The organism is Cohnella panacarvi Gsoil 349 (assembly GCF_000515335.1).
GTDB classification, from domain to species: domain Bacteria; phylum Bacillota; class Bacilli; order Paenibacillales; family Paenibacillaceae; genus Cohnella; species Cohnella panacarvi.
In genome coordinates this window covers 4,575,818-4,588,599 of record NZ_KI911563.1, presented here as the reverse complement: position 1 = coordinate 4,588,599, position 12,782 = coordinate 4,575,818, and the positions used below count along the sequence as shown (strand labels likewise).

The 12,782-nt window shown below is 61.3% G+C and carries 8 protein-coding genes; 1 reads left to right on the top strand and 7 read right to left on the bottom strand.

Translation table 11 applies throughout. The features are described from left to right. Positions 1-93: 93 nt before the first annotated feature. The 6 genes from COHPA_RS23985 to COHPA_RS0121830 all read right to left on the bottom strand — a co-directional run bounded on the left by COHPA_RS23985 (position 94) and on the right by COHPA_RS0121830 (position 10,983). Complete coding sequence (locus tag COHPA_RS23985) at positions 94-486, bottom strand: hypothetical protein (protein WP_027088279.1); 393 nt, start codon at positions 484-486, stop codon at positions 94-96. 61 nt (positions 487-547) lie between these two features. Continuing rightward, positions 548-1,177 (bottom strand): hypothetical protein, encoded by a 630-nt coding sequence (locus tag COHPA_RS0121850; RefSeq protein ID WP_027088278.1) that lies wholly within the window; start codon positions 1,175-1,177, stop codon positions 548-550. A 15-nt stretch (positions 1,178-1,192) separates the two neighbouring features. Then, complete coding sequence (gene addA / locus COHPA_RS0121845) at positions 1,193-5,173, bottom strand: helicase-exonuclease AddAB subunit AddA (protein WP_027088277.1); 3,981 nt, start codon at positions 5,171-5,173, stop codon at positions 1,193-1,195. Next, a complete protein-coding gene (addB, locus tag COHPA_RS0121840; RefSeq protein WP_027088276.1) occupies positions 5,170-8,709 on the bottom strand; it encodes a helicase-exonuclease AddAB subunit AddB in 3,540 nt (1,179 codons plus the stop codon). Before addB ends, addA begins: the two co-directional genes overlap by 4 nt. 564 nt (positions 8,710-9,273) lie before the next feature. Next, positions 9,274-9,495, bottom strand: a complete 222-nt coding sequence (locus tag COHPA_RS0121835; protein WP_027088275.1) for a hypothetical protein — start codon at positions 9,493-9,495, stop codon at positions 9,274-9,276. Between the two features lie 132 nt (positions 9,496-9,627). After that, positions 9,628-10,983: a class I SAM-dependent rRNA methyltransferase gene (locus COHPA_RS0121830; protein WP_035121691.1), complete on the bottom strand. Its 1,356-nt coding sequence runs from the start codon at positions 10,981-10,983 to the stop codon at positions 9,628-9,630. 112 nt (positions 10,984-11,095) lie between these two features. On the opposite strand from COHPA_RS0121830, the gene COHPA_RS0121825 reads away from it, so the two are divergent. Beyond that, a complete protein-coding gene (locus COHPA_RS0121825; RefSeq protein ID WP_027088273.1) occupies positions 11,096-12,070 on the top strand; it encodes a Na/Pi cotransporter family protein in 975 nt (324 codons plus the stop codon). On the opposite strand, the gene deoC is transcribed toward COHPA_RS0121825, so the two are convergent. Beyond that, positions 12,067-12,765, bottom strand: coding sequence for a deoxyribose-phosphate aldolase (gene deoC, locus COHPA_RS0121820; RefSeq protein WP_027088272.1), 699 nt, complete (start codon positions 12,763-12,765; stop codon positions 12,067-12,069). The two genes, COHPA_RS0121825 and deoC, sit on opposite strands and share 4 nt — an antisense overlap. Positions 12,766-12,782: the final 17 nt, after the last annotated feature.

The window sequence follows — 12,782 nt, the reverse complement described above, 5'->3', positions numbered from 1 at the left end:
ATGGAAATATACATTATCATAACTGATCGGAATGGTCCGAGTCCAACAAAGACGCGGAGAGCTCGCCGCGCGAGGCAACAAGCTCTCCGTTAATTACCAGTAATAGGGCAGCAGCGTCAACGCCGTCAGCGCGGCAAGCGGCAGCACGAGCCGGTTGAACCTGCGGGGGCGAAACGGCGCGAAGGGCGGGTAGAACGGCCCCGGGAAAAAGCCGCGCATCTGGTCCACCGCTCCGGGTACCGCCAGACATAGCCATTGATCGTCGACATGCTCGACGATACCGTCGTAACAATAACCGTCAGCCGCCTGCACTTCCACGTATCGATGCATATACGATAAGCACGCTTCTTTGTTTGGTTTGTGCGCCATCGGCGCTGCTGCCTGCGAGATCATTGCCGGCTGCTGCGCGGCGATCGGCAGGACCCCCGTCTGTGCTTGCTTAGCCATAGGCATCATCATAGATGCGGTAGGTTTCTTTTCCATCATCGTCTTTCCTCCTTGAGGCTCTATCACCTTCAGCATATGCCTAGGTGGGCGAATGGCTACCTCAAGGATTCAAAATGGGCTTGGACACCGCATCGGCGATCGCATCCAAACTTGCCTTCGCTTCGAGCACCGTATCCAGCCACTCCCCGCCTCCGGCCATGATCCGATACCCGGCGATGCCGGACGGAGCGCGGAACTTGCCGAGAGCTCCTTCGGCTTTAGCCGCGCTTACGGCGACGTTCTCGAGCATCGTTCTTTCCGTTTCGGTTAGCCGGCCCTCGTGCTCGCCTACCGTATTAAGCGGACTGTCCGAGCTCCATAGCGCACCAAGCAGCTGCTCCTTTACGTGCTTCGCCTCTTCCTCCGCCATTCCCTCTCTCATGCGCAGGGCTTCGCCGATCAAACCGACCGCTTCCATCGACGCGAACCTGGCTTCGCCCAGCTTCTCTTTCGCTTGCAGCCGGTCCGTCTCCGAGGACGCTCCAAGCAGTTGCTCGGCTCCTTCCCGCAACAACGACGCGTAAGTTTGCGAGAACACGTATTTCTCGGATAGCCGCATGCCTCTGTCGGACTTCTCGTTCTGCTGGTTCAGCAAGCTCGAAGAATAGAACAAAATGCATAAAACGGCCAGAATGACGACACAGACGAGCAACACGGGAACCGTGTACGATTTCTTCTGTTTGGCTTCCATAACGTCCTCCAATCGTTATATCAATCTCACGGCTTCGCCGCCGTCGAAGAAGTAGACGTAGGCTTCGGCGACGTCCCGGCCGACGATTCGCCCGATCGCTTCGCTGTACTGTTCGACCTGAAACCTGTGCTTCTCCGCCGCTTGAGGGGCGGAGCCGCCCTTCAGGCTGTCCGTCTTGTAATCGATCAAGACGAGCCCGCCGGCATCCGCGAACAGACAGTCGATGATGCCTTGGATCATGACGGTGTCGCCCTGGCCGGTCCCGCGCAACGCCGGATATACGTCTCCGGCCGCAAGTCCGCAGGTGAACGGCACTTCCCGCCAAACCTTCGTCGCCGCACACATTCTGTCATACAGCGGCGTTCGGCAGAATGCGGCAACGGCGTCGGCGTCGATCGCTTGCCGTTGTTCGTGCGACAATATGCGCCGTTCGACCAGGCGGTCGAGCATGGCGACGATTTGCGGAGTATCGGTACCTTGCAGAATCGGCAGATGCTGCATGGCCAAGTGGAACGCCGATCCTCGCTCGGCAGGCGTAAGCTGCCGCGCGGACATGAAGCGCGGACGGCGAAGCCGGAACGTGGCGGCGGATTGCGACGGTTCGGTCGATAGATCAGGCTTCAAGTCGGGCTCGTCGCCGGCCGACAGGCGGAGCGAATCGTCATCCGCGTCGGCTCCTTCCCCGCCTTCGTCGGACGAATGCGCCACTTCAGACGGCAGACGGGCAGCGTCCAAGCGATTCTTAAGCGCGGTAATCGAGGTTTTGGCCGCGGATTGCGCGGCGGCGAGCTCGGGATATTGCCATGACAGCGCGCTCGCGACCGCGGCGGAACGTTCCGTTGCCGGTGCGTCCACCGGTCCCGCTTGCAGAACCGCTTCCCACAAGCGTTGTTGTTCACGGGACGTTGCCCCGGAATCGGTTTCCTTCCTGCGGGTGAACTCGGACGCGGGCACGATCGAACGGATCCACCGTCGCTCGGGATCTTTGAGCTCGCTTGCGATGACGGCCGCAGGGCCCAACCAATCGAAATATCGCGTGGCGGAAGCGGCCGCGAAGTCGGGCAGCCGATCGGTCGCCATCGCCGCCGTCTCGCTCCACGACTCCCAGGCTTTCGCGGCGTCCTTGCTCGTTCCGATCAGGTAGAGCTTCTCTTTCGGCCTGGTAAGCGCCACGTACAGCACGCGCATTTCTTCCGCCAGCATCTCTCCGGCCATCTTGCGCCTTATGGCGAGCTGCGGAAGCGTCGGATAAGCGACGCGCGTCTTCGTCTCCACCATTCTCGGCCCGAAGCCCAGCTTCTTATGCGTCAGGAACGTCCCGTTCAAGTCTCTGCGATTGAACGAGCGGCCGAGCCCCGCAGCGAATACGACCGGATACTCGAGCCCTTTGGAGCGATGAATCGAGACGATGCGCACGACGTTCTCGCTTTCTCCGAGCGCGCGCGCCGCGCCTAAGTCCGCTCCGGTGTCGCGCATCCTTCCGAGATAGCGAAGGAAGCGGAACAAGCCGCGGAAGCGCGAGGATTGCTCATACTGCGCAGCCCGGTTCACGAGCGCCCGAAGGTTCGCTTGCCGCTGGCCTCCGCCCGGCAACCCGCCGACGTAATCGTAATAACCCGTCTCGCGGTAGAGCAGCCATAGAAGATCGCCAAGCGGTTCCCTGCGCGCGAAGTCCCGCCAGCCGCTCAGTCTGGCGATGAATGCGGACAACTTGCGACCGAGAGCTTGGTGCGTCCGATCCGCCGAGGCATCCGGCCTTGCGGCGGCGTTCGCCGCGTCCCAATAGCTCGCGCGGCGCTCGCTGAGCCGAATAAGCGCCAGCTCCTCGGCATTAAAGCCTCCGATCGGCGAACGAAGCACGCCGGCCAGCGGAATATCCTGATGCGGGTTATCGATAATGGACAGCAGCGATAACATGACGTCGACTTCCGTGGCGGCGAAGTAGCCGGTAGCCAGGTCGGCGTAGGCGGGTATGCCCGCGGCTCTCAGCTCGTCGAGCAGCGCCGGCGCCTGCGAAGAGACCGCGCGAAGCAAGATGACGATGTCGCGGAACTGCAAGGGACGATGGAGCTTGCTCTTGCCTTCGTACACGGCGAACGGCGGCGCGTTCCCGTCGCCGTCCATGCCCATCAGCTTCCGGATTTCCGCCGCGATGCAACGGGCTTCAAGCTGAGAGGTTTCCGCATCCTCGGCTTCGGCTTCGCCTTCGGGGGAAGCGTCCGCTTCTCCTGCCTCAGCGAAGTTCGCGTTGTCGGGATCGCTCCCTTCTTGCGAATCCTCCGAAGGCTTCGCAGAGTCGATGACGATCATTTCGACCGAGTACGGCGAAGCCGGAGTTTCCGCGTTTCCGTTAACTATGTCCGGATACCCCTCGCCGTAAATCAACTCGGCCTTGTCGTCGTAATTCATCTCGCCGACCGGCTCGCGCATGATCAATCGAAACACATGGTTGACCGCGTGAATGATTTCCCTGCGGCTGCGGAAGTTTCTCGCCAAGTCGATGCGCAGGCCGTCCGCCTCGCCGCCGTCTTCCGCGGCCGTCTCGGCCGGCGCCAAGCCGTACCCGTCTTGTTCCGCCGTCAGTACGTCGTAGGTTTTGTATTTATGCAAGAAAAGTCCCGGCTCCGCAAGCCGGAAACGGTAGATGCTCTGCTTCACGTCGCCGACCATGAACACGTTGCCGGGGCGGCTGCGCGCGATCAGGGAGACGATCGCTTCCTGCACCTCGTTCGTGTCCTGATACTCGTCCAAGTAGATTTCGGCGAACCGATCGCGGAAATGGAGCGCGGCCGGAGACGGCACGCTATTCTCCGGCGTCGATGACGGATCGCGCAGGATGCGAAGCGCGTAGTGCTCCAGATCGCTGAAATCGAGCAGGCCTTTCGCCCGCTTCGCCTGCTCGTACCGCTCGCCGAAGGAGATCGCCAGCTCGGCGAGCTGCTCGATATGCGGCGCAATCGCGCGGAGCTCTTCGGCGTACCGCTCCGGAGAACGGACGAGCCATTCCTCCGACAGCTTCCCGGCCGCCTTTTTGGCGCTGTCGCGCAACCCTTTCGTCCGCTCGATCAGGACCGGGTCGTAATCGTCGCCTTTGCAAGGCTTAAGCCTCCCGAAGGAGATATTCGCGACGGCCGTCTGCCATTCCGGCCACCCGCCGGTTCTGAAGGCGTCGGCGACGTTCTCGAGACCGTCGATTTCGGCGACGATCGTATCGATGTAAGGCTCAGGTCCCCCCGGCTCTTGAGCCAATCGCAAGGCGGACCGCAGCATATAAATCGTGCCCTGCAGTTGAAGCATCGTATCGCTCATCAAGCTCTTCACCCATAGCGATCTCGGCAAGCTGCCGGCATCGGCGCCGCGGAATTGCCCTGCCATCGACCGAAGCCAGTGCGTCGGCCAAGGGTTGCTGCCGGCGAATTCGTGAAGCTCCAATACGAGCCGGTGCAGCGGTTCGTCGCTGCGTTCTCCGCCGAATACGTCGGCGAGCAGGGCTAACGGCCCTTGATCGCCTTCTTCGGCGTAACGTTCCTCGAACAGCTCGTCGAGCGTGTCCATGCGCAACAGCTCGGACTCCGTCTCGTTCGCCATGCGGAAACCGGGATCGAGATCGATCAGCGGCGCGTATTGCTCGATGATCCGTTGACAGAAAGAATGGAGCGTCGTGACGGAAGCTCTCGGAAGCAGCGCAAGCTGCCGCCGAAGGTGCTTGGAGTCCGGCGACTTCTCGAGCGCCGCGTCCAGCGCGTGGCGGATGCGCTCCTTCATCTCGGCGGCCGCCGCCTTCGTGAACGTAGCGACGAGCATCGCGTCCACGTCGAGCGGCTTCGTCTCGTCCGCGATCCGCGAGATAATGCGCTCGACGAGCACGGCCGTCTTGCCCGAGCCCGCAGCCGCGGCGACGAGCAAGTCGGAGTCGTCCGCTACGATCGCGGCCCATTGTTCGTTCGTCCACTGGCTGCCTTCCGGTTTAAGAGGCCAATCTAGCTGCTTGCTCATTGCGGACCTCCCCCTTCCTCGGCCGTCTTCGCGATCCGCTGCCACAGCTCGTCCTTATTGACCGCCCGCGTTAACGTCTGATGCGGATTTCCGTCCACTTCCGCGTCGATATGGCATACCGGGCGGTATTCGCAGAATTGGCAAGGGCTGCGGCGGTCCATCTTATACGGCTTGATCGCGACGTCTCCGCTTACGATCCGTCTGCCGATCTGGCGAATTTGCGCTCTTACCGATCCGCGGAGCACGTTCCATTGGCCTTCGTCCGCCACTTGGGATCGGGACGAGAACGTGCCGTCCTTCTTGAATTCGACCGGGATGACCGCGGACTTGCTCGCGCCGCCCAGCGTTTCATCCATCAGCTTGACCGAGTCTCCGTCGGCCAGCAGCAATCCCTGCATCCGATATTGCCTGAACAGCGCTTCGCGCGCTTCTTCCGCGGACAGTCCGTTCGGCGTCACGATCAGCGGATTCTGCACGTGGAAATAGAGGACGCCCGCCGGCTTCGCCGGTTTCCCTAGCCAGTGGGGCGCATGGGAGACGACGACGTCGAGATAGGTAAGCATCTGCAGCGATAAGCCGTGCGCGACTTCGTCGAGCTTCAGCTTCACGTTGCTGGACTTGTAGTCCATGATGCGCAGCAGCAAGCCTTCCGCCGATTCCGCGGCGTCGACGCGGTCGATCCGGCCGGCGACGTCCATATAACGTCCGTGTTCCAGCTCCAGCGATAACGGCGGCAGCAGTCCGTTCGGTCCGAAGCTAAGCTCCAAGCCGACCGGCTTGAACCTTGATAGGCCCGCATGCTTGCCGATGATCGCCGATGCTTGGCTGACGATGTCCCTCAGCTTGCGCGCCATCACCTGATGCCGTCCGGACGACAACAGGATGCGCGATTGCACGCGCGGGAGCAGACGTTCGACGGCGGCCGCGGCTTCCGCTTGCCAGCGCATCGCGTCCATTCCCGCCGCGCCTTCCGCGAACAGCTTCTCCGTCGTCTGTCTCAGCGCGGCGTGGAACAACTGTCCGATATCCGGCGAATCGACGCGATAGAGCTGCCGCTCCTTCAGGCGTAAGCCATGCGCGGCGAAGTGCTGGAACGGACAAGCGACGAACCGCTCCATCCTGGAGACGCTCGCCAGCAGCCGATCTCCGTACAAGAGACGGCTCGTCTCCGGCAGAAGCGGCTTTTCTTCGTTCGTATAGCGCAAAGATCCGACTAAGGAAGCCAAACGGTCTCGCCAGCCTTCCCGTCCTCTCAGCCATTCATAGACCGCCCACCAGCCCGGCGCGATCGCCTCGCCTTGCCGCCAGCCTCTTAATCTAGCGATCAAATGCGTGAGCGCGCGGCCGGGATGAACGGCGTATGCAAGCTGCTCCTGTTCGGGTTCGGCGGGATGCGGCTCGGCGGCGATCTGCGCGACCGGGATGCCGGGGAACCGCTTCTGCAGCGTCTTGATCCACGACGATGGCAGAATAGCCGCGCCTTCCTCGTCCGCTTGCGGGTAACTGATCCACAGATGCTTGGAGGCGGTCGTCAACGTCAGATAGGCGAGAAAACGTTCGTCCAGCAGCCTTCTCCGGGCGCCCGGCGCCATCGCGATGCCGTCCGCCGCCAACCGGTCGCGTTCTTGTTCGTCCAACAATCCGTTCTCGGCGATGCGCATCGGCATGACGCCGTCGCTGGCGCCTAGCAGATAGACGATCTGAACGCGATCCGAACGCGTACGCTCCGGACTTCCGATAAGCACGCCGTCGAGCGACGGAGGAACCGCGCCGAGCTTCAGCTCCTCCAAGCCGGAGTCGATCATGCCCGCGAACAAGTTCACGTCCTTCGGCTGATCGCCCATGAGCTCTACCAACTGGTCCAATAGATTCAAGACGCCGTCCCACAGCGGCCGATGCACCATCGTCCGGCCGGGTTGTCCGTTCTCCGCGTCCGCGCGGCTCCATCGTTCTAACGTATCAGCCGCGCATGTCTCCTCGAGGAAAGCGTACAAGCTTTCGCACAAGTCGCGAACGGTGTGCGCCGCTTTCATCCGCTTCTCCAGCGCGACCAGCGGCTGCAATAGCGCGTCCCGCACCGCAAGCAGGCGGCTCATCGCTTCTCCTTGGTCGCCCTCCTCGGGTTCTTCCTCGATATCGCCGCGATGCAACGGAACCCATGCCCGATCGTCGTGCCAGCGCCAACCGTCGATGCCTTTCGCCAGGGCGTAATTTTCCAATCTATCGATTTCGTCTCTCGTAACGATCGTATCCGCGGCGCCCAGCAGATCCGTCTTCGCGCAGCGGAACACGGCCTCGGACTTCCAGCCTCCCGCCACGCATTCCAAAGCGGATCGGACGAATTCGACGAACGGGTGGTGAGAAACCGATGATTTGCCGTCCAAATAGAACGGGATGCCGTATTCCCCGAATATCGCCGTTAACAGGTCCGAGTAATCCCCGATTCGGCGTACGAATACCGCCAGCTCTCGCCAGCGGCAGCCCTTCTCCCTCACCCGTCTCAGCATATCTCGGGCAACGGCCTCGACCTCCGCCCTTCGATTGACGGCGGCATGCAAGGACAACCCGCAATCCGGATGATCCGGATGCAGGACGGCCGCGTCGCCTTGCCAGCGTTGGCGGTTATCCCAGTTGCGGTCAACGAACGCAAGCATCGGATTATTCGCGAATCTCGGCGATACTTCCGGCGACAGCGTCACCGCGGGCGCCACCCGTACGCCCGCCGCGTCGGCGAGCTCGCATAGCAGGGCCGACGTCACTGCGGTAGGATAGAACGACGCCAACTCGTCCGGCCTTTCGCCCGCCGGATACGGCCTGTCCACGCACAGCGTGACCGACAGGTTGTTCACCCGCTTCAACAGCGCTTCGATTGCGGCGTACTCGTTCGGCGTAAAGCCATGGAAGCCGTCAAACCAAATTTCGGCGCCTTCGAGCGAAGGCGCTGCATGCGCGCCTTTCGTCAGCCAGCCGAGCATGTCCTCACCGTCGAGCCATCGTCCCGCAAGCTCTTGCTCCATCTCCTCGTAGACGATCGATAGATCGTGCAGCTTTAGAGATAGCAATGAGCCTTGAGCATGCCCCGATGCGAGCCTTGCCTCTGCTTCCGCTCGCCCGAGCAGCTCGGCGCTGCCTGTGCCGTACCGCTTCAGCTCCGTCAGGAGCTCGTTCATCCGGGCGACAAGACCGGATTCCGTCGCTCCCCCGCGGAACAGCTTCAAACCGTCTCTTTTCGCCTCTAGTATTTTATGTAATAGCATCGCTTTGCCGTTATCGTGAATCGGAATGACCGCGGCCCCGCCCGTCTCCTGCATGACCCTGAACGCGAGCCTGCGGAAGCTGAGCACCTGCGCGCGCATGAAGCCGCCTAATCCCGGCGTCGTGACCATCGCGTATTCCGCTTGGAAAGTCGCCTGCTCGGGCACGATCAGAATGAGCGGTGCGCCGAGCGGATCCTGCTGCAGCTTACTGCGAATTTCGTCCAGCACGAACCGCGTTTTCCCGCTGCCGGATCGGCCGGTAATGAGCCGAAGAGACATGGTCGGCACCTCCTTGGAATAGCTTGCCCGTCGGTTGTCGGAACTTCGAACTAACTCCGACTATTGTACCATAAGCGGGGGTATGCGCACAGGCGTTCGGGGCGTTTCCAGCATCTGTCGCGCGAGCCGAAGCAGCCTTAGCGGGCGAGGAGCAGCAGCCTTAGCGGGCGAGGAGCAGCTGGTCAGTCGCCGTATAACAACCATTTGCATTTATTTCTCTAGTAAGTCCCGTTAAACGCAAAAATAACAACAATGCGCAGTTATTCGGGGCGAAAATCGGCCATCCGGCACGATCTCTCGAAAATAACTATCGATTTGTTGTTATTTTTCCACTTAGATAGGAATGGTAAGAAATAACTGTGGTTTGGCTGTTATTTATTAGCCCTTTTAATCGGTATCCCCTTCGCTCAGTGTCGCTATCGCTGTCTGTGTCGCTGTCGCTGTCTGTGTCGCTGTCAGTGTCGCTGTCGCTGTCTGTGTCGCTATCGCTGTCAGTGTCGCTATTGCTGTCAGTGTCGCTATCGCTGACAATATCGCTGCCTTACCTGAGCGACGGGGATATCGTTAGGATATGTTCAAGTACCACTTGGTGCCGTCTTCATAGCGGAAAATAGCCGCGTCCGACCAAAGCTCAATGTAGCTAACATATTTCCAACGGCGGCGAAAATCGAGGTCGTCCGACAAATCGCGAAGGCGGTTCGTTAACCGGCTTCTGCTGTTCAGCGCTTTCGCCCGGTTATCCAGCGGCACTGCTCTTTTACCGAAAAGAATCACGTCATGCGTCATGTAAATTCCCCCCGTTCACTTAACCTTATAGGCTAAGCATATACGGAACGCGTTAGGAATGTTCGTGGGCTATGTCACACATTGTCGTAAAATCGCTAACACTTTCCTAACGAGTTTGTCGAATGCGCTAACTTATAGCTCCTTGCGGCTACGCACCTCGAAGATAGCGAATTTCAGATAGTGTCCTTCTTCGACTCCGGCCAGCTGCGGGTGGTCTTTGCCGGCGCCGTTCCATTCGACCCGGCGAATGATTTTGCCCGCGTCTTTGGCGGCATCTTGGATCGTCTCCAGGAAAAGATCGGGACGGACGTGGAACGAGCAGCTTGCGGTGACGAGATAGCCGCCTTCGTTAAGCAGCTTCATCGCCTGAAGGTTGATCTCCTTGTATCCTCTGCAGGCCGCTTCCACCGCGCGCTTCGATTTGGTGAACGCCGGAGGATCGAGAATGATGACGTCCCAGGTGCGTCCTTCCGTCGTCAGAGGTTTGGACGTGTCGACCTTCGCCCCGCCGGCGCGAGCCGCCCGCTCTTCGCGTCCCTTCACCTGCTGGCGCAAATATTCGAACGCGTCCGCCGCGACGAACTCGACGCGATCGGTGAACCCGTTCAGCTCCACGTTGATTCTCGCCGTCTCGAGCGCGTGCTCGGAAATATCGAGGCAGGTTACTTTCTTCGCGCCGTACTTGCATGCGTGAAGCGTAAAGCTTCCCGTATGGGCGAAGCATTCGAGAACGGTCGCCCCGTCCCAATACGGGAACGTGACGACGTTGCCTTTGGCGTTGACCGGCACGAGCGCTCCATCCCGTTCCTCCAGCTCGATGCCGCTGCGTGAGCCCCAGCCGCGAACGATCGGAGCGATCGATGCGCGATTCTCGCGTTGGTCGAAGAAGTAGCCCGTTTTCTGTCCGCCGACGATGTCGACTTGAACCTTAAGGCCGTTCTCCTCGATTTCGAGATGTCTCGGACATTCGCCGTACAGCGCGCCCGTACGCTCCTCGAGGCCTTCGAGCGTCCGTACCCCGACATCGCTGCGTTCGTAAACGCCGGTCGGCTTTAACGTCTCGATCAGCGCGGGGAGCCACGCCTCCTTGGCCGTCTCCATGCCGAGAGTAAGCACCTGCACGACTAGCACGGTGCCGAATCGGTCCACGATCAAGCCCGGGAGGAAATCCGCTTCCCCGTATACGACGCGGCAGGAAACGCCCGCGCCTACGAAGCGGTCGCGATGAGCCAGCGCGCGGGTAAATCTCGCGCGGAAGAACGCCTCGTCCATCCGTTCGAGCTCCCCGTAAGCTACGATCCTTACCGTAATCTGCGAGGCAGGGTTCCAGTAACCGGTACCGAGCAGCAACCCTCGATGGTCTTTCACCTGGACTAGCCCGCCGGGCTCGGGTTCTCCTTCCGTCTTGGCGATCTCGTTCGCGTAAATCCACGGATGGCCTTCCTCTATTCTGGGTCTTCTGCCCTTGTTCAGCCATACCGTCGCCATCGTTCCCATTGTTCTTCGCTCTCCTCGTTCGATCATAAACTTGTCCCGCGTTCGCATAGTCATCTAGAAGGCTTAGTCATGCTACTCGCTATGCGCAGGAGGGATAATCGCTATGTGGCTTGATCTCGTCATACCGTCCTTGCTCGGCTTCGCTCTCTTGCTATCGGGCATGAAAGTAATGGAAGTCGCTCTGCAGCGCTGGGCCGGACAACGGCTATCCCTTTGGGTTGCGCGATCCACCTCAACTCCGCTGAGGGGATTCGCCGTCGGCACGATCGCTTCGGCGCTGCTGCAGAGCAGCACGGCCGTAACCGTCTTGACGATCGGCTTCGTGAACGCCGGATGGCTGTCGCTCTCGCGCAGCCTCGGCATCATCCTCGGCACGAACGTCGGCACCTGCCTGACGACGGAGCTGATGAGTCTGAAGCTGCACCGGTTCGGTTTCGCGATCCTCGCCGCCGCCGTCGCCGGCTGGCTCGTCACAGCGCTCCTGTATGAAGTGCGCAGCGCCGTTGCGCCGACGAAACGAGCACTATTGCTTCGATATGTATCCGTTGCTTTCGGAGGCTTCGGTCTGCTGCTTGTCGGCTTTAAAATTCTGCAAAGCATGGGGCCTTCCCTGCAAGACAGCGGCACGTTCGACGCCCTCATGCGGCATGCCGCCGCCAATCCGCTATGGGGCGTACTCGGCGGAGCGGCGCTTACCGCGCTCGTCCACTCGAGCGCCGCCGTCATCGCCTTAAGCATGGGACTCGCCGCAACAGGCGCGCTCCCGCCCGAAGCCGGCATCGCCATCGCGCTCGGCGCCAACGTCGGTACGTGCTTCACCGGGCTCGTCGCCTCGCTGGGCGGCGGCCCGGGCGGCCGCTTCGTCGCCCTGTCCCAACTTGCGCTCAACAGCGCCGGCGCGCTTCTGTTCTATCCGCTCATCGGCGCCCTTCACGCCGCAGCCGCCGCCATCGCGCCTGGCGATCCATCCGCGCAAATCGCGCACGCCCAGACGATCTTCAACGTCGTATGCTCGCTCGTCGTACTGCCGCTCGCCTACTTGCCGCGCTGGCGGAAGCCCGCGTCCATGACGCCTTAACGCAGCGTAGGCACTCCTCGGGCGACCGCCATTCCCGCGCTCGTCCCGATCCGATTCGCGCCGGCGTTCAACAAGGCGATCGCGGAGGCAGCGTCGCGAACCCCGCCGGACGCCTTCACGCCGATCGCGTCGCCGACCGCTTCCCGCAGCAGCCGCACGTCGGCTACGGTCGCCCCTCTCCCGCCGTAACCCGTCGACGTCTGCACGTAATCCGCTCCCGCGGCTGCCGCCAGCTTGCCGGCAATACGAATTTGTTCCTCCGTCAAATACCCCGTCTCCACGATCACTTTGACGAGCGCGCCGCCTTGAACCGCTAGCACGACGGCGGATATATCGCGTTCCGTCGCCTCGATATCCCCGTCCCTCAGCTTTCCGACGGACAGCACCATATCGATCTCGGACGCGCCGTCCTCCAGCGCCGCAGCCGCTTCGAACGCCTTCGCGCGGGTTGACTGAGCCCCCAGCGGATAGCCGACGACGGCGCTAACCTTGACGTTCGTTCCGCCTAGACGTTCCCGGCATAGACGAACCCATCCGCCGTTGACGCATACGCTGTGGAAACCCCCGGACTCCGCGGCGTCGCATAGCCCGCGCAGCTCCTTCGAGCCGGACTCGGCGACTAAATGCGTATAATCGATAACCGAAGCCAGCGGCTGCCCCGGTTGCCAGATCGGAAGATTACTACTTTCAGTCACTCCTGTAAGCCCCCTGC

Coding starts and splice junctions, on each gene's coding strand:
- COHPA_RS23985 (WP_027088279.1), bottom strand. CDS start 486: ATGATGGAAAAGAAACCTACCGCATCTATGATGATGCCTATGGCTAAG.
- COHPA_RS0121850 (WP_027088278.1), bottom strand. CDS start 1,177: ATGGAAGCCAAACAGAAGAAATCGTACACGGTTCCCGTGTTGCTCGTC.
- addA (WP_027088277.1), bottom strand. CDS start 5,173: ATGAGCAAGCAGCTAGATTGGCCTCTTAAACCGGAAGGCAGCCAGTGG.
- addB (WP_027088276.1), bottom strand. CDS start 8,709: ATGTCTCTTCGGCTCATTACCGGCCGATCCGGCAGCGGGAAAACGCGG.
- COHPA_RS0121835 (WP_027088275.1), bottom strand. CDS start 9,495: ATGACGCATGACGTGATTCTTTTCGGTAAAAGAGCAGTGCCGCTGGAT.
- COHPA_RS0121830 (WP_035121691.1), bottom strand. CDS start 10,983: ATGGCGACGGTATGGCTGAACAAGGGCAGAAGACCCAGAATAGAGGAA.
- COHPA_RS0121825 (WP_027088273.1), top strand. CDS start 11,096: ATGTGGCTTGATCTCGTCATACCGTCCTTGCTCGGCTTCGCTCTCTTG.